The following is a 16,071-nucleotide window of genomic DNA, read 5'->3' on the forward strand; positions in this document are numbered from 1 at the left end:
AGCTGCCGACCCGTGCATGCGGCTCTGGTGCCATTAGGCCACCGGGCCACCCAACGCAGGCGGAGGAATAAAAATGAGTCAGGGCAGCTCAGCTACCTATGATCTGTATGTTGTCGGCGGCGGTATCAATGGCGCAGGTATTGCCGCCGATGCGGCCGGACGCGGACTGGCCGTGGGCCTGTGCGAAATGAATGATCTGGCATCCGCGACCTCATCGGCCAGCAGTAAACTGATCCATGGGGGACTGCGTTACCTCGAACAGGGTGAATTCCGCCTGGTCAGGGAGGCGCTGGGGGAACGTGAAGTGCTGTTGCGCAAAGCTCCCCATATCATCAGACCAATGCGCTTCCGCCTGCCGCATAATCCAAAGCTGCGTTCAGCGATGGTGATCCAGGCGGGGATGCTGCTCTATGACCGCCTGGCACGACGCACAACCCTGCCGGCATCTGAAACCCTCAACAGCGACAGCGCAACGCCGTTAAGGCCGGAATTCAACAAGCTGTTCGAGTATTCCGACGCCTGGGTGGATGATGCCCGCCTGGTAGTACTGAATGCCATGGCTGCGCGACAGGCCGGTGCCGTCATCAGTACCCGCACCCAGTGCATCAGCGCCGCCAGGGAGCAGGGCCTGTGGACCATCCGGCTGCGCAACGTGGCGGAGGGCAATGAGCGGGTGGTGTACAGCCGGGCACTGGTGAATGCCGTGGGTCCCTGGGTATCACGTTTCTACAACCACCAGCTGAAAGAGACCGCGCCTAAACAGGTACGCCTGGTACAGGGCAGCCACATCGTTGTCCCCCGCCTGTACAGCGGCGATGAAGCCTACATCCTGCAACACAGTGACCGGCGTATTGTATTTGTGCTGCCCTATGAAGGGCGATTCAGCCTGATTGGCACCACTGACCTCGAACACGAGACGACTCCGGAGACCATCAGCATCACACAGGATGAAGTCGAGTACCTGCTGATGGTCGTCAACAACCACTTCCTGCAGCAGCTGAATAAGGATGATGTCGTGCACAGCTTCGCCGGCATCCGCCCCCTGGTCTGTGCCAACACAGGTCCGGCCCAGAAAGCTTCCCGGGACTACGAATTCAGCCTTGATGATGACCAGGGAGAAGCTCCCCTGCTGTCGGTTTTTGGTGGCAAGATCACCACCTATCGAAAACTGGCCGAAGCCGCGCTGAATAAGCTAAGCCCTTACTTCTGTGATATGAGGCCGGCCTGGACCGCCGATACACCGTTACCCGGAGGCGATTTTTCCAGCCCGGCAGAACTGCTGGAGAGTTTTAGTCAGCACTATCCCTGGTTACCCGAGGAGCTGAAACAGCGTTATTGCCGCAGCTACGGCACCCTGAGCCAGCAGATCCTGCTCTACTGCCAGCAGTTGAGTGATCTCGGTCAGCACTTCGGTGCCGGTCTCTATCAGCGGGAGGTGGAGTACCTGATCGAACAGGAGTGGGCGCTGACGGCTGAAGATATTCTCTGGCGACGCAGCAAACTCGGGTTGCATATGAGCAGTCGTGAAATAAAGGCCCTGCAGGAATATCTGCAAAAGCGAACTCAAGCCTGCATCAGGGAGTTGATTGAGGCCGAGCAGCAATAAGGAAATTGCAGCCACACACAAAAAAGGACTTCCGCCGGGAAGTCCTGTGCTGATACCTGCGCGAATTAGCTGCGCTTTATTTCACGGTCAAACTGGAACTTACGTGAGGTAACATAACTTTCCATACGGCGCAGCTTTGCATCAATACTCTGCATCCGCTTACTGATTTCCGCGACCCGGCCCGAAGGACTGGGCCCATAGCTGAACAGGGTTTCCTTCAGGTTAGACTGCTGTTTGCCACTGTAACCGGCACAGCTATCTGCCTTCGCCTCTGAATAGTGCTGCCGCCCGTCGACCGGGCGCTTGGCAATTAAGATAACAGCCAGTACATAGAGCATTACTGCGAAACTGCCGGTGAACAGGAACAGGGTAAAAAACCCCAGCCGGACCAGCCAGCTCTGTACCTGCATATTATCTGCAATCCCCCCGCAGACCCCGGCCAGCCAGCGATCCGAACGACTGCGGTACAGATCCATACCATATCCTGTGCGTTTACCTGCGAACATAATTACCCCTCCGCGCGATCCTTAAATTGATGATCAGGGTCATCACGACGCCACTGGGGATGCTCTTCATCCAGAATCGTCTCCAGTGTCTGGATCCGGTTCTCCAGCTTATCCACCTGCGCCATAGCGGCATCCAGCAGGTGGCGATCGTCATCAGATAACCCTTTGGCCGACCGTGACTTACTGAGGTAGTGCAGCACCAGCCAGAGCGGCGCCACCAGTCCCATAAAGATCACGGTAGGTACAAAAAAGAACACGATGCCCGACATCATTATTTACCTTTTTTGCCGCTGTCCATTTTCGCCTTCAACTCAGCCAGTGCCTGATCCAGCTTCTCATCGCGCTCGAGATCGGCAATTTCATCAGCCAGGTCCCTGGCACCCAGATCGAAGCTCTCTACTTCGCCTTCCAGGTCATCCATCTTACGCTCATAGCGCTCAAACTTCTCAAACGCCTCATTCAGTTTATCGCGGCTGAAACGACGACGGATATCCAGACGGGAACGAGCACTCTGCTCGCGTGCCAGCAGGGCCTTCTGTTTCGCCTTGGCATCATCCAGCTTACGCTGCAACTGGGCCACCTCATCGTTCAGCTCATCCAGATGTTCGCCCACCTGCGCCATTTCAGTCGCGGCCAGCTTCAGTGTTTCTTCGGCAGCAGCCTGTTCCGCCAGCGCCGCCCGGGCCAGATCTTCGCGCCCTTTGCCCAGCGCCAGCTTTGCCTTACCCTCCCATTCCTCGGCATCAGCCTGCAGGTTGCGCATACGGCGTTCCAGCGTCTTACGGTCGGCAATCACCCGGGCGGATGTTGTACGGACTTCGACCAGTGTTTCTTCCATCTCCTGAATCATCATCCGGATCATTTTTTCCGGATCTTCAGCACGGTCCAGCAGAGAATTGATATTCGCGTTTACGATGTCCTGAAAGCGGGAAAAGATACCCATAGCCATACTCTCCTGTTGATATCACGGCATCCTGAATACAGCAGCTAACATGGATACCGATCAGTTTAGTTACTGACTGGTATATAGCGAAGTCCGTGCCAACCCCTCATAAAAAACGCTAAACCTTTGATAATAAATAGAAAACAACGAATCAAGAAAACTAAAAACAGCCCCAAAGAGTTGTTTAAATTGACTATTATTAAGCTATTTATGCTATTTTTTAGTCATGTTAACCAATAAGCGTCAAAACATAATTGGCGAATCTCCCCTACTGATGGACGTGATCGATCAGATTTCGGGACTGGCGCCACTGAACAAGCCTGTACTGATTCTGGGAGAACGTGGCACCGGTAAAGAACTGGTCGCCGAGCGCCTGCATTTTCTCTCCCGCCGCTGGGATCAGCCGTTTATCAAACTGAACTGCGCAGCAATGAGCGAGAGCCTGCTGGAATCCGAACTGTTCGGTCACGAAGCCGGGGCTTTTACCGGCGCCAGCCGCCGCCACCTGGGGCGCTTTGAGCGCGCCGACGGCGGCACCCTGTTTCTGGATGAGCTGGCAACCTGCTCTTTGCGGGTTCAGGAAAAACTGCTGCGGGTGATTGAATACGGAGAGTTCGAACGCCTCGGCGGCAGCGAGACGCTGGAGGTCGATGTGCGGCTGGTTGCAGCCACCAATGAAGATATAGCACGACTGGCTGCACAGGGCCGGTTTCGTGCAGACCTGCTCGACCGGCTGGCATTTGACGTAGTACACCTTCCGCCGCTGCGCTATCGCAGCGGCGATATCGAGCTGCTGGCAGAACACTTTGCACTGAGTATCTGCATGGAGCTGCAGCGCCCTTTCTTTGCCGGCTTCAGTGACTCAGCGCGCGCACAGCTCAACCGGTATTCCTGGCCGGGAAATATTCGCGAACTGAAGAACGTGGTTGAACGCAGCATTTACCGCAGTACGGTGATCGAAGAACCGGTCACGGAAGTGATTATCGATCCGTTCCAGCCTCCCTGGCAGAAGACGGGCAGTGAAGTCGTACAAAAAGAGCAGACGGCAACGGCGGTCAGTGCGCCGCTGGATCTGCCGACGCAGATTAAACAGCAGGAGAAAAGCTCGTTACTGCAGGCCCTGCAACATAACCATTTCAACCAGCGCCGCACCGCTGAGCAGCTGGGCCTCAGCTATCACCAGTTGCGCAGCTATCTGCGCAAACACCAGATGCTGCCACTCAAACAGTTTCTGCAACAACTGGAAGAGCGCGCAGAGGAATCCATCGACCACTAAGCCGTAGTCCCGCACAGCCATAGCGAACGATCAGTTCAGCGGCGCTGTCTCTGCAGGCTCCTGTGCTGCCACTCTCAGCTGGGGGCCTGATTTACGCGCGATCCAGCCGTTCAGGTCAGACCACATCTGGCGGATTTCCCGGTTTTTCGGCATAGAACCGGCACTCGGCAGCTCGATGGTGAGTACCGGTATGTTCTTCACGAACCAGGCGTAGTTACCCAGCGACCCGGGATAGGTCCCCAGTCGGCGGAGATAGAGCGGCCCGAGCTTTTTCGGCGGCGACTTCACCCCATCCACATCAAGGATACCGTGAGGCGCATGTACCGAGATAATGACCGAAGGCGCGTACTCTTCGATCAGCTGATGGATGGCACGGGTCTCCGGCTCACTTAACGGCGCCAGACCGGGATAGTAACGCGCCCTTTTCCGGGCCCGGGTCGCCCAGTGCTGCAGCGGCGTCTTAGTTTTTTCCGCCGGAATAAAATTGCGGTTAATATCTACCTTGTTGCCATTAACCCGGCTCCCCTTCCGCTTTAGCAAACCGTCGGGGTTTACCAGCGGCAAAAACAGCCACTCGTAGTCGGACTGCGGCCGCTGCGCCAGCTTATTCAGCCATTTAAAGGTCACGCTGACCGAGGAGAACTCATCGCCGTGCACGCCCCCCAAAAACAGAATCCGGATCGGCCGTTCAGCCTCTGCCCGTGCAGGAAAGTGCTTTTCCAGCAATGGCTTACCAGATACAGAATAGAATCGCGGCTGATCGAAACCCAGCCGCAGGCACTCTTTACTGCTGACGCTGGATAGCTTGGCTCCGATCTGGCGGCACAGCTTTTCAACTTCATCCGACGCCTGCAGTAACGGAGCCAGCAGTAACAACAAAGTACCCAGCCAGCGCACTCAGAACCCACCCAGCTGTAACAGCAACTGTTCGGCCTGACCGCTCTCCAACAGCGCCTGAATCGAACCGGATGCCGCCGGCATCACACTGATCATCGCATCTGCCGGAATCTGCAACCGGTCAGCCGCCAGAGTTTCAAGACGATCGGAAAACAAGACAAAGGGGGCTTGCTGCTGCAACAGGGACTGCAGGTTTACCCGCTGATCCGCTGCAGTCAGCACCGTACAGAGGCGCTGCCGGTGATCCCGCAGATAGAGGCAATCACTACGACCGGCGGTTGCTTCAAAGCCAGTCACAATCAGAATCTTTTTCATTTATTACCCGGTTGGATCAGACGCTGCCCCACTCGCCTGCACGCACAGACGATAGCCATTGAGGCATGTAAATTCAGGCGCGGAGTATGCCAGCATGAACGATCTTTAACCAATTAAAAACCGCAATGGCCTAGTCGCCACCGCTAAAGCCCAGTTGCCGCCAGGCCTCATAGACCACCACGGCGCAGGCATTGGAAAGATTCATGCTGCGGCTTCCCTCTGTCATCGGCAGTCGCAACAGGTTATCCACAGGCAGGGATTCACGCACCTCGACCGGCAAGCCACGGGTTTCCGGGCCAAACAACAACACATCCCCGGGCTGGAAGTTCACATCGCTGGGCCGGTTGCTGCCTTTTGTTGTCAGAGCCCAGACATTCTCCGGCGCAATCTCTGCCAGGCAGCTCTGCAGATCCGGATGCAGGCCAACGGCGGCAAATTCATGATAATCCAGCCCGGCACGGCGCAGCTTCTTATCATCAAAATCAAAGCCCAGCGGCTCGATAAGATGCAGCTTAAAGCCGGTGTTGGCACAAAGGCGGATAATATTTCCGGTGTTCGGGGGAATTTCCGGCTGGTAGAGCACGACATGCAGCATAAGATCGCTTCAGGACTGATTAACGAGCCGGAATTCTAGCGGGTATCGGTGCGAGTTAACACTGCCAGGAGCCGATAAGCGCCAGCGCGGGACGCTGAAGCCTATCGGTGCAAACGGGGCTACGGTTCTTCTGTATCACCGTTCTCTTCCATCCCCAGCTCCTTGATCTTGCGGGTCAGGGTATTCCGCCCCCATCCCAGCAGGTTGGCGGCATCACGACGACGCCCGGCGGTGTGCTTCAGCGCCGTCTCAATCATAATCTTTTCGAAGGTTGGCACCGCTTCATCCAGCAGGCCGCTGTTGCCCATGCTGAGCTGGCGATCGGCCCAGTTGCGCAAGGCGCTTTCCCAATTACCGGATACCACACCGCCCTGCTCCTCCCGCTCTTCCACCAGCTCCGGTGGCAGGTCGGACGGCAGCACTTCGCGCCCGGAAGCCATGACTGTTAACCAGCGGCAGGTATTCTGCAACTGCCGCACGTTGCCCGGCCAGGGCAGCTGAGCCAGAAAGGTTTCCGTATCCGGATGCAGGGTCTTGGCTTCCACCGCCAGCTCCTCGGCTGATTTGGCAAGGAAGTAGCGCGCCAGACGCGGAATATCTTCCCGCCGCTCAGCTAGTTTGGGCAGATGCACCCGGATCACATTCAGACGGTGAAAGAGGTCTTCCCGAAAGCGTCCTTCCTGAACCAGTTTTTCCAGGTTCTGGTGGGTCGCGGCGATGATACGTACATTGACCTTGACCGGTGTATGGCCGCCGACGCGGTAGAACTCGCTGTCCGCCAGCACCCTTAGTAAGCGGGTCTGCGCATCCGCCGGCATATCGCCGATCTCGTCCAGAAACAGGGTGCCGCCATCGGCCTGCTCAAAACGGCCACGGCGGGCTGCGGCGGCGCCGGTAAAAGCGCCCTTCTCATGACCAAACAGCTCGGACTCGATCAGGTCATGAGGAATCGCCGCCATATTGAGCGGGATAAAGGGTCGCTCCCGACGCGGGCTGTGTTTATGCAGGGCGTCCGCCACCAGCTCCTTACCGGTGCCCGATTCACCATTGATCAGCACCGTAATATTGGATTGCGACAGACGGCCGATCGCCCGGAATACCTCCTGCATCGCCGGCGCTTCACCGATAATCTCGGTAGTCTCGCTTTTGGCCTGCTCGACCACCTGTTGCTGCTGCTCATGGGAATGCTCGACGGCGCGCTTCACTAACGCCAGCGCTTCATCCACATCGAACGGTTTGGGCAGGTACTCAAAGGCCCCGCCCTGGTAGGACGCCACGGCAGAATCCAGGTCAGAGTGGGCCGTCATGATAATGATCGGCAGCTGGGGATGGGTTTCCTGAATCCGCTCCAGCATCTGCAATCCGTCAGTCCCGGGCATCCGGATATCACTGATAATGGCATCCGGCACTTCCTGCCCGAGACGACTCAGCAAACTGTCGGCATCCTCAAACACCTCGGTCGCCAGCCCCTCGGCGCTGATCGCCTTATCCAGCACCCAGCGAATGGAGCGGTCATCATCGACAATCCATATACTACCTGACAGATTCATATTTCAGCTCCAGTGGAATAAACAGTTGGAAACAGGTTTCACCCGGCTCGGTACGACATTCGATCAAACCGTGATGCTGGTTAATGATGGACTGCGCGATAGACAAACCGAGCCCCGATCCCTGGGCACGGCCACTGACCATCGGATAGAAGATCTTATTGAGAATCTCGTCGGGAATACCCGGGCCGTTATCCACAATATCGATACAGCACACCAGGCGGTGCTTCTCTGCGCCAAGCGTGATCTGACGCAGCGCCCGGGTACGGATCTTGATCTGTGGCGTCACCGTCTCCGCGCCCTGCATCGCCTGCATGCTGTTACGCATAATATTCAGTACCGCCTGAATCAGCTGTTCGGCATCGGCCTTCAATTCGGGAATACTCGGATCGTAGTCACGCACCAGCCGGATAGCCCCGGCGGTTTCGGCGGTGACCAGGCTGCACACCCGCTCGAGGATGGCATGGATGTTCACATCTTCAATCTTGGGCAGCTTACGTGGCCCCAACAGGCGATCCACCAGATTCCTCAGGCGATCGGCCTCTTCGATAATAACGTGGGTATACTCGTGCAATTCGATATTATCCAGCTCACGCTGCAACAGCTGGGCAGCGCCGCGAATCCCGCCCAGCGGGTTTTTAATCTCGTGCGCCAGTCCGCGCACCAGCGTGCGGGCGGTCGCATGCCGGCTCAGCAACTCTTCCTCACGCTCAATCCGCATCAGCCGGTCACGCGCTTCGATCTCGATCAGAAGCAGAGTCTCTCCAACGCCCGGCACCGGGTTAACACTGTAATCGACTGTCAGCTCATGGCCATTGTGGGTGACCAGGCGGGCTTCACGCCGGGTATAGGGATGACCTGATTCCAGCGCAGCATGCAGGGTTTCAAGCTCAGCACCATCGGCGCTGAACCAGGCGGAGATCGGCTTCTTGTTCAGCTGACGAGAACTGGCTTCCAGCAACATCTCCGCGGCCGGATTCATATACTCAATCGTCAGGGTGCCATTCAGCATCACCACTGAGGTCGCCAGGTTATCGAGTATCAGCTTGTGGATATCAGATTTTGACATAGTACCCTTTGACGTCGTGCCCATCGCTGTAAGTCCTTATCTGTGCTGCAAAATTAAAGCCAACTGTCGCAAAAAGCTAAACGCGCCCGCATTCAGGCCGCCTCTTAGTGACGGCACCCCGGGTCGCCTTAAACCCGCAGATAGCAATGCACTATTTTGGTGCAATATTCAATAGCAGGCACCAGACTGGAAGCCCCACTGCACTGCAATATGCTGAGCGCCGCACAGCCACAACACTTGTCTTAAGCATAGTGATCACCACCAAAAATGATCGCTATCACGCCACTTCCTGAGCATATAAGACAGGCACAAAAAAGCCTCCCGAAGGAGGCTTTTCTTAACTCAGTGAGTTTTCAGATCTTATACGGAGTAGTACAGATCGAACTCAACCGGGTGAGTAGTCATGTTCACTTTCTCGACTTCTTCACGCTTCAGACCGATGTAAGCGTCCAGCATGTCGTCAGTGAATACGCCACCCTTAGTCAGGAACTCACGGTCAGTCTCCAGAGCGTCCAGCGCTTCTTCCAGGGAACCCACAACCTGTGGGATCTCAGCTGCTTCTTCAGCTGGCAGGTCGTACAGATCTTTATCCGCAGCTTCGCCCGGATGGATCTTGTTCTGGATACCGTCGATACCTGCCATCAGCAGTGCTGCGAAGCACAGGTATGGGTTAGCAGCCGGATCAGGGAAACGCGCTTCTACACGACGACCTTTAGGGGAAGCAGTGTAAGGAATACGCAGGGAAGCAGAACGGTTACGGGCAGAGTAAGCCAGCATTACCGGAGCTTCGAAACCAGGAACCAGACGCTTATAAGAGTTGGTAGATGGGTTACACAGAGCGTTCAGGGCGTGAGCGTGCTTAACGATACCACCGATGTAGTACAGTGCAGTTTCGCTCAGGCCGCCGTAACCGTCACCGGCAAAGATGTTAACGCCATCTTTGGACATGGACAGGTGAACGTGCATACCGGAACCGTTGTCGCCTACCAGCGGCTTAGGCATGAAAGTAGCTGTCTTGCCGTAAGCGTGTGCAACGTTATGTACGCAGTATTTCAGGATCTGAACTTCGTCAGCCTTGTCTACCAGCGTGTTACCACGAACACCGATTTCACACTGACCGGCAGTCGCAACTTCGTGGTGGTGTACTTCGATGGTCAGGCCCATGGCTTCCATCGCATCACACATAGAACCACGCAGGTCGTGCAGGGAATCGATTGGTGGTACCGGGAAGTAGCCGCCTTTAACGCGAGGACGGTGACCGGTGTTACCACCTTCTACCTTGTGGTTGGAAGCCCAGGAAGCTTCTTCAGAGCTGATGCTGTAGCCACAGCCGGAGATGTCAGCGTGCCACTGTACTTCGTCAAATACGAAGAATTCTGGCTCTGGACCCAGCATAGCGCTGTCAGCAATACCGGTAGACTTCAGGAACTCTTCTGCGCGCTTGGCAACAGAACGTGGATCACGCTCATAACCCTGACCTGTAGCAGGCTCAACGATGTCACAACGAACAATAACAGTCGGAGCTTCTGCAAATGGATCCAGCACAGTAGCGCTGTCATCCGGCATCAGGATCATGTCGGAATCGTTAATACCTTTCCAGCCTGCGATGGAGGAACCATCAAACATTTTGCCTTCTTCGAAGAAGTCATCGCCCATGTCAGTCACAGGGATGGTTACATGCTGTTCTTTACCTTTAAAATCGGTAAAACGCATGTCTACCCACTTCGCTTCGCTTTCTTTGATCAGATTCAGAGTCTTCTCTGACATTTGGCTTTCTCCACTTTTAAGAATTTGCCAGACGCGCAATTCGGTACTTTCTGAAATCGGTCTAAACCGGGTTAGTAACGTAATAGCAAGGTCTGTGCCAGCATTGAAATTAACTTCAAATGCCTGTTTTTGGGTCTTTTTCGCCCAATTACCCTGCCTGAAGGGCACCAGCATGGTGCATGCGCATTTTTAACGCACCAATTTAGTGCAACCCAGTACAGGATTTCTTCTATTTTGATCAGCAGGGCAATAATACTCCAGCATATGGCTGCTGCCCATGCCTGAAATCGTCCCTCGACGCATTTCACAATGCAGATCAAAAGCGATACTGCTGGCAGAGAACAGAGTAACCATTATGGAAATTCAGGCATCGGCTCTCCGGACGACGGTATGCACACTGCGTGACCATCCGGTGACAATACCCCGGACGCTGGCAAACTCAGCAGGAAGATTCAGACGGCAAAGTCCGGTCTCACAAAAGCGTAAGGGAAATTACGTTTAATGCGGGTCACAAGCTGGTATTATATGCCCATCAAAACACCCGGCCTTGCAAAAAGCAGCCGGGTTAGTTTTTTTAGCGGGTCCATGCCCGTGTACATATTTGAACCGTTCACACGGGTGAAGTCTTAAAATGTCTCATAGCATCAATAATTTACGCAACATCGCCATTGTGGCTCACGTTGACCACGGCAAAACTACGCTGGTAGATAAGCTGCTCTCCCAGTCCGGTACCCTGGGTCGTCGCGACGAAGGCACCGAGCGCATCATGGACTCCAATGATCAGGAGAAAGAGCGCGGCATTACCATTCTGGCGAAAAACACCGCCATTAACTGGAACGACTACCGCATCAACATCGTTGATACCCCGGGACACGCCGATTTCGGTGGCGAGGTAGAGCGCGTACTTTCCATGGTCGATTGTGTCTGCCTGCTGGTTGACGCCGTTGATGGTCCGATGCCACAGACTCGCTTTGTGACGCAGAAGGCGTTTGATCAGGGCCTGCGCCCGATCGTTGTTGTAAACAAGGTTGACCGTCCGGGCGCAAACCCGGATCGCGCTGTCGATCTGGTATTTGACCTGTTCGACTCTCTCGGCGCGACCGATGAGCAGCTCGACTTCCCGATTATCTACGCCTCAGCCCTGAACGGTATTGCCGGTCTGGAAGCAGACAACCTGGCTGAAGATATGACGCCGCTGTTCGAAGCGATCGTCGAACACGTATCTCCGCCGGAAGTTGACCTGGACGGCCCGTTCCAGATGCAGATCTCTGCGCTGGACTACAACAGCTATGTTGGTGTTATCGGTGTTGGCCGAGTTAAGCGCGGTACTGCTAACGTGAACCAGCAGGTTCGGGTTATCGACGCTGAAGGTAATGTCCGTAACGGCCGTATCCAGAAGATCATGGGCTACCTGGGCCTTGAGCGTATTGAAGTTGAAACCGCTCAGGCGGGCGACATCATCTGTATCACCGGTATTGATGAGCTGAACATCTCTGACACTCTGTGTGACCCGGAACAGGTTGAAGCACTGCCAGCGCTGTCGGTTGATGAACCGACCGTTTCCATGACCTTCCAGGTTAACGATTCTCCGTTCGCCGGCCAGGACGGTAAGTTCGTCACCAGCCGTAACATCAAGGACCGTCTGGATCGCGAGCTGATCCACAACGTTGCCCTGCGTGTTGAAGAAGGCGATACACCGGAAAAATTCCGTGTATCCGGCCGCGGTGAACTGCACCTGTCGGTACTGATCGAAACTATGCGTCGTGAAGGCTTCGAGCTGGGTGTGTCCCGTCCTGAAGTAATTCAGCGTGAGATTGATGGTGAGATCCAGGAGCCGTACGAAGTCGTAATGATCGACGTCGAAGAGCAGCACCAGGGCAGCATCATCGAAGAGCTGGGCAAACGTCGCGGCGATATGACCAATATGGAAGTGGACGGCTCTGGCCGTATCCGCCTCTCCTTCATGATCCCATCCCGTGGCCTGATCGGCTTCCGTAGCCAGTTCCTGACCATGACCTCCGGTACCGGTATCATGACCTCTATCTTCGACCATTACGGTCCGGTGAAAGAGGGTGAAGTGGTTAGCCGTATCAACGGTGTACTGGTGACGATGGTAACCGGTAAAGCGCTGGGCTACTCCCTGTGGAACCTGCAGGAGCGTGGCCGCCTGTGCATCGGACCTAACGTCGAAGTGTACGAAGGCATGATCCTGGGTATTCACAGCCGTAGCAACGACCTGGCCGTTAACCCGATCAAAGGCAAGCAGCTGACCAACGTCCGTGCCTCCGGTACCGACGAAAACATCCAGCTGACGCCACCTATCCGCTTCACGCTGGAACAGGCACTGGACTTCATCGAAGACGATGAGCTGGTCGAGGTTACCCCTAACCACATCCGCCTGCGTAAGAAGCTGCTGAAAGAGAATGAGCGTAAGCGCGCTAAGAAGTAAGCATAGCCAAAGCAGCGAGCGATAAGCTCGCCGCCTTTAGCCAACAGAAAGCAGCCTTCGGGCTGCTTTTTTGTGGCCACTGCAAAAGTGCAGTTAACGACCTCCCCCTGCGGGCTCTATACTGTTGGCTACAGTCCGTGCTCTTGCTGCAGGAGGCCCCATGCACAGTCTTTACCCGGATATCCACCCCTATGCCGAACACCGCCTTCAGGTCGACGAGATTCATAATCTCTATATAGAGGAGAGCGGCAACGCGCAGGGCATACCCGTTCTGTTTGTGCATGGCGGACCGGGAGGCGGAACCGACCCGGCACAGCGTAGTTTCTTCGATCCGGAGAAATACCGCATTGTGCTCTTTGACCAGCGCGGCTGTGGCCACTCCCGCCCCCATGCAGAGCTGCGAAATAACAGCACCCAGCACCTGATCAGTGATATGGAACAGATCCGCCAGCACCTCGGCATCGACCAGTGGCTGCTGTTTGGTGGTTCCTGGGGGGCGACCCTCAGCCTGGCTTACGCCCAGCAATACCCGGAGCAGGTTTCCGGCCTGATCCTGCGCGGTATTTTTCTCTGCCGGAACCCGGATATCCACTGGCTGTTCCAGTCAGGCGCCAGCCGCATCTTCCCCGATCACTGGCGCCACTTTGAATCGATGATCCCGCAGGAGGAACGCGCGGATATGGTCAGCGCTTACTATCAGCGCCTGACGGCAGATAATGAGATCGCCCGCATGTCCGCCGCCAAGGCCTGGTCGCTGTGGGAGGGCCACTGCTCTACCCTGGACCCCAACCAGGATATGCTGGATGGCTGTGCCGATCCCCATGTTGCACTGGCGATCGCCCGAATCGAGGCCCACTATTTCATCAATAAAGGTTTTATGGAACAAGACCAGCTGATTCGCAACGCCGGCAAGCTGAAACAGATACGCACCATAATAGTGCACGGTCGTTACGATATGGTGTGTCCGATCGACCAGGCCTATGCGCTCTACCAGGCCCTGCCAAACTCCGAACTGCATATTGTGCGCGATGCCGGTCACTCCGCCTTTGAGCCCGGCATTCGCGATAACCTGGTTCGTGCTACGGATGACTTTGCCCGTTCGCTGGCCTGAGGTTAGAATGCCCGGCTACTTTAGCTAAGGATTCGGGAGTAGCCGGATGAAGGCTCTGATACAACGGGTATCCTCTGCATCGGTCGATGTCGGGGGCGAGCGCATTGGCGAGATCGGCCATGGCCTGCTGGTATTGCTCGGTGTCGAACGCACCGACAACGAAGCAGTCGCTGATAAACTATTGAAAAAGGTACTTGGCTACCGGGTCTTTGCCGACCAGGACGGCAAGATGAATCTTAATGTACAGCAGGCAGAAGGCGGCTTGCTGGTGGTGTCCCAGTTCACCCTGGTTGCCGATACCCGCAAGGGAATGAGACCGGGCTTTTCAGCCGGCGCGACGCCTGCCGAAGGCGAGCGGCTCTATGATTACTTTGTCACACAGGCCCGGGCACAGCACCATCATATAGCCACCGGCAGCTTCGGTGCCGATATGAAGGTCTCGTTGCTGAACGACGGGCCGGTTACCTTTATGCTGGAAGCCAGCTAGGCCTGCGTTTCAGGCTTTGCTGCATCGAGCAGCTGCAACAGATGGCCGGTTTTAATATACAGCTCACAACCCAGCGCGCTGCGGGGGTTGTGACGGCTCCCCGCCGGCAGACGCAGCCAGCTCCCCGCCGGATAACGTCCCTGCTCGTCTTCAAACTCACCACTGATAACGAAAAACTCGGCACCCTCCGGATATTCCAGCTCACCACAGTGACTGTCCGGGGCCCAGTGTTCCAGCCGCATCTGCTCGGGATAATCGTTATCAGCATACAGCTGCTTCACCAATACCCCTTTGATCTCCGACGGTTGCCAGGCCAGTTCGGCCGTATCCAGCGCCAGATGGCGACGTTCCTGCCCGGCAAACTGACGTAGTTTAACCAGCAGCAGGCAGCCTTCAGCGGAGCCCGGTGCATGTTCAAAGCCTTCGGGATTCAGCAGATAGGAGCCTGCGGGCCAGTCTCCCTGCTGATCGGAAAAGATACCCTCCAGTACCAGAATCTCCTCCCCCCCCGGATGGGGATGGGATGGAAAGCGGGCACCGGGATCATAACGCACCAGAGAGGTAACCTGGCCGGACTCGCCCTCTCCTACCAGATGGAAGCGCTTGCGCCAGACGGTACCACTGGGGCTGGGTTGCCAGTCCATGCTGCTGGCATCCAGCTGTACACGCTTACTCAGATCACCATTAATCGCTGTCATCTCCTGACTCCCTCTGTTTCCAACTGGCTACTGCTTTATTAAAGCCGGTTTCTGGCCCGATTCCAGCAACGTTTTGATGACTCACCGTCTTACTGGCTGTCCAGCGCCAGCTTGCCGCCCAGCAAAACCATTGCGCCACCGGTGATTCCATCCAGCCAGCTGCCAACGGCAGGCATTGCCAAGACCTGCCGGGCCCGGTTTACCAGCAATACCAGCCCCCCCTGCCAGCTGCAGCTGATGGCAAAGTGGATCGCGGCCAGAAACAGCGACTGCAGCATCACGTTGCCCGCCGGATCGATAAACTGCGGCAGGAACGCCATATAAAACACGATCGGTTTAGGGTTCAGCACATTGGAAAGCAGCCCCTCACGCAGGGAGCGCAGCGGCTTACACCGTCCTGTCACTGCCGCTATCTGCAGTGATGCGGTCCCTTTCACGGCACCACGCAGGCTGCTGATGCCCAGCCAGATCAGATAGGCGGCTCCGGCCAGTTTCAGGGTGGTAAAGGCCCAGGCCGACTGCAGCAGGATCGCGGAGATCCCCAGGGCAGACACGGTCGCGTGGATAAACAGACCACTGCCAATCCCCAGATTGGTCAGCATGCCATCTTTAACACCACCCCGGGCGGTATTGCGCAGTACCAGTACCGTATCGACACCGGGGCTGATACTCAGCAGGGTGATAGCAACAATATAGGTCAGTAGCAATGGCTCCATGGGCGCTCTCTTGTGGCAGCAACGAATATTGCAACACAGCGTACCTGCGAAGGTGCCGGACAGCAATCGAGCGCCGCGCTATGATGGCT

16 protein-coding genes are annotated in these 16,071 nt (G+C 56.0%); 5 read left to right on the forward strand and 11 right to left on the reverse strand.

The features are described 5' to 3' along the window. Window positions 1-73: 73 nt before the first annotated feature. On the forward strand, window positions 74-1,606 hold the full coding sequence (glpD, locus tag Q354_RS25640; protein ID WP_036229695.1) for a glycerol-3-phosphate dehydrogenase: 1,533 nt from the start codon (window positions 74-76) through the stop codon (window positions 1,604-1,606). Window positions 1,607-1,671: 65 nt separating this feature from the next. Here glpD and Q354_RS0112825 read toward each other — a convergent pair whose 3' ends face one another. From Q354_RS0112825 to pspA, 3 genes are read right to left on the reverse strand one after another with little or no spacing between them, the layout of a single operon-like run. Then, window positions 1,672-2,082, reverse strand: coding sequence for a PspC domain-containing protein (locus Q354_RS0112825; protein WP_027857959.1), 411 nt, complete (start codon window positions 2,080-2,082; stop codon window positions 1,672-1,674). A 32-nt stretch (window positions 2,083-2,114) separates the two neighbouring features. Next, a complete protein-coding gene (pspB, locus tag Q354_RS0112830) occupies window positions 2,115-2,384 on the reverse strand; it encodes an envelope stress response membrane protein PspB (RefSeq protein WP_407637281.1) in 270 nt (89 codons plus the stop codon). After that, window positions 2,384-3,055: a phage shock protein PspA gene (gene pspA / locus Q354_RS0112835; RefSeq protein ID WP_027857961.1), complete on the reverse strand. Its 672-nt coding sequence runs from the start codon at window positions 3,053-3,055 to the stop codon at window positions 2,384-2,386. Before pspA ends, pspB begins: the two co-directional genes overlap by 1 nt. Window positions 3,056-3,281: 226 nt before the next feature. Here pspA and pspF point away from each other — a divergent pair, with 226 nt between their 5' ends. Then, window positions 3,282-4,331 (forward strand): phage shock protein operon transcriptional activator, encoded by a 1,050-nt coding sequence (gene pspF / locus Q354_RS25645; RefSeq protein WP_051560103.1) that lies wholly within the window; start codon window positions 3,282-3,284, stop codon window positions 4,329-4,331. A 30-nt stretch (window positions 4,332-4,361) separates the two neighbouring features. On the opposite strand, the gene Q354_RS25650 is transcribed toward pspF, so the two are convergent. From Q354_RS25650 to glnA, 6 genes are all read right to left on the reverse strand, one after another. Continuing rightward, window positions 4,362-5,228 (reverse strand): DUF2817 domain-containing protein, encoded by an 867-nt coding sequence (locus tag Q354_RS25650; RefSeq protein WP_051560104.1) that lies wholly within the window; start codon window positions 5,226-5,228, stop codon window positions 4,362-4,364. Beyond that, the gene (locus Q354_RS0112850) at window positions 5,229-5,543 is read right to left on the reverse strand and encodes a hypothetical protein (protein WP_027857962.1); all 315 of its coding nucleotides are present in this window, start codon (window positions 5,541-5,543) and stop codon (window positions 5,229-5,231) included. It abuts the gene before it with no gap. 130 nt (window positions 5,544-5,673) lie between these two features. Next, window positions 5,674-6,138 carry a tRNA (uridine(34)/cytosine(34)/5-carboxymethylaminomethyluridine(34)-2'-O)-methyltransferase TrmL gene (gene trmL / locus Q354_RS0112855; RefSeq protein ID WP_027857963.1) on the reverse strand — a complete coding sequence of 155 codons (465 nt, stop codon included), beginning with the start codon at window positions 6,136-6,138 and terminating at the stop codon, window positions 5,674-5,676. Between the two features lie 119 nt (window positions 6,139-6,257). After that, a complete protein-coding gene (gene glnG / locus Q354_RS0112860; RefSeq protein ID WP_027857964.1) occupies window positions 6,258-7,688 on the reverse strand; it encodes a nitrogen regulation protein NR(I) in 1,431 nt (476 codons plus the stop codon). Next, complete coding sequence (glnL, locus tag Q354_RS0112865; RefSeq protein WP_027857965.1) at window positions 7,672-8,754, reverse strand: nitrogen regulation protein NR(II); 1,083 nt, start codon at window positions 8,752-8,754, stop codon at window positions 7,672-7,674. The genes glnG and glnL overlap by 17 nt, the downstream gene beginning before the upstream one ends. Window positions 8,755-9,114: 360 nt before the next feature. Further along, the gene (glnA, locus tag Q354_RS0112870; RefSeq protein ID WP_027857966.1) at window positions 9,115-10,521 is read right to left on the reverse strand and encodes a glutamate--ammonia ligase; all 1,407 of its coding nucleotides are present in this window, start codon (window positions 10,519-10,521) and stop codon (window positions 9,115-9,117) included. Between the two features lie 631 nt (window positions 10,522-11,152). On the opposite strand from glnA, the gene typA reads away from it, so the two are divergent. From typA to dtd, 3 genes are all read left to right on the forward strand, one after another. Then, a complete protein-coding gene (typA, locus tag Q354_RS0112875; RefSeq protein ID WP_027857967.1) occupies window positions 11,153-12,970 on the forward strand; it encodes a translational GTPase TypA in 1,818 nt (605 codons plus the stop codon). 160 nt (window positions 12,971-13,130) lie between these two features. Next, window positions 13,131-14,081 carry a prolyl aminopeptidase gene (gene pip / locus Q354_RS0112880; protein WP_027857968.1) on the forward strand — a complete coding sequence of 317 codons (951 nt, stop codon included), beginning with the start codon at window positions 13,131-13,133 and terminating at the stop codon, window positions 14,079-14,081. Between the two features lie 46 nt (window positions 14,082-14,127). Next, window positions 14,128-14,568, forward strand: a complete 441-nt coding sequence (gene dtd / locus Q354_RS0112885) for a D-aminoacyl-tRNA deacylase (protein ID WP_027857969.1) — start codon at window positions 14,128-14,130, stop codon at window positions 14,566-14,568. On the opposite strand, the gene Q354_RS25655 is transcribed toward dtd, so the two are convergent. Together Q354_RS25655 and Q354_RS0112895 are read right to left on the reverse strand one after the other, a co-directional pair. Then, entirely contained in the window at window positions 14,565-15,266 is a 702-nt protein-coding gene (locus tag Q354_RS25655) for a cupin domain-containing protein (protein WP_051560105.1), read from the reverse strand. The two genes, dtd and Q354_RS25655, sit on opposite strands and share 4 nt — an antisense overlap. A gap of 89 nt (window positions 15,267-15,355) precedes the next feature. Next, window positions 15,356-15,982 (reverse strand): LysE family translocator, encoded by a 627-nt coding sequence (locus Q354_RS0112895; RefSeq protein WP_027857970.1) that lies wholly within the window; start codon window positions 15,980-15,982, stop codon window positions 15,356-15,358. Between the last annotated feature and the right edge of the window lie 89 nt (window positions 15,983-16,071).

The sequence above is a fragment of the Marinobacterium jannaschii DSM 6295 genome (genome assembly GCF_000620085.1).
In the GTDB taxonomy this organism is placed as follows: Bacteria; Pseudomonadota; Gammaproteobacteria; order Pseudomonadales; family Balneatricaceae; genus Pontibacterium; species Pontibacterium jannaschii.

Bases quoted from the DNA above. Each gene is read 5' to 3' on its own strand.
- Q354_RS0112895 (WP_027857970.1), bottom strand. From the start codon at position 15,982: ATGGAGCCATTGCTACTGACCTATATTGTTGCTATCACCCTGCTGAGT.
- Q354_RS0112850 (WP_027857962.1), bottom strand. From the start codon at position 5,543: ATGAAAAAGATTCTGATTGTGACTGGCTTTGAAGCAACCGCCGGTCGT.
- trmL (WP_027857963.1), bottom strand. From the start codon at position 6,138: ATGCTGCATGTCGTGCTCTACCAGCCGGAAATTCCCCCGAACACCGGA.
- glnA (WP_027857966.1), bottom strand. From the start codon at position 10,521: ATGTCAGAGAAGACTCTGAATCTGATCAAAGAAAGCGAAGCGAAGTGG.
- typA (WP_027857967.1), top strand. From the start codon at position 11,153: ATGTCTCATAGCATCAATAATTTACGCAACATCGCCATTGTGGCTCAC.
- pspA (WP_027857961.1), bottom strand. From the start codon at position 3,055: ATGGGTATCTTTTCCCGCTTTCAGGACATCGTAAACGCGAATATCAAT.
- glpD (WP_036229695.1), top strand. From the start codon at position 74: ATGAGTCAGGGCAGCTCAGCTACCTATGATCTGTATGTTGTCGGCGGC.
- Q354_RS25655 (WP_051560105.1), bottom strand. From the start codon at position 15,266: ATGACAGCGATTAATGGTGATCTGAGTAAGCGTGTACAGCTGGATGCC.
- pspB (WP_407637281.1), bottom strand. From the start codon at position 2,384: ATGATGTCGGGCATCGTGTTCTTTTTTGTACCTACCGTGATCTTTATG.
- Q354_RS0112825 (WP_027857959.1), bottom strand. From the start codon at position 2,082: ATGGATCTGTACCGCAGTCGTTCGGATCGCTGGCTGGCCGGGGTCTGC.
- pip (WP_027857968.1), top strand. From the start codon at position 13,131: ATGCACAGTCTTTACCCGGATATCCACCCCTATGCCGAACACCGCCTT.
- glnG (WP_027857964.1), bottom strand. From the start codon at position 7,688: ATGAATCTGTCAGGTAGTATATGGATTGTCGATGATGACCGCTCCATT.
- pspF (WP_051560103.1), top strand. From the start codon at position 3,282: ATGTTAACCAATAAGCGTCAAAACATAATTGGCGAATCTCCCCTACTG.
- glnL (WP_027857965.1), bottom strand. From the start codon at position 8,754: ATGTCAAAATCTGATATCCACAAGCTGATACTCGATAACCTGGCGACC.
- dtd (WP_027857969.1), top strand. From the start codon at position 14,128: ATGAAGGCTCTGATACAACGGGTATCCTCTGCATCGGTCGATGTCGGG.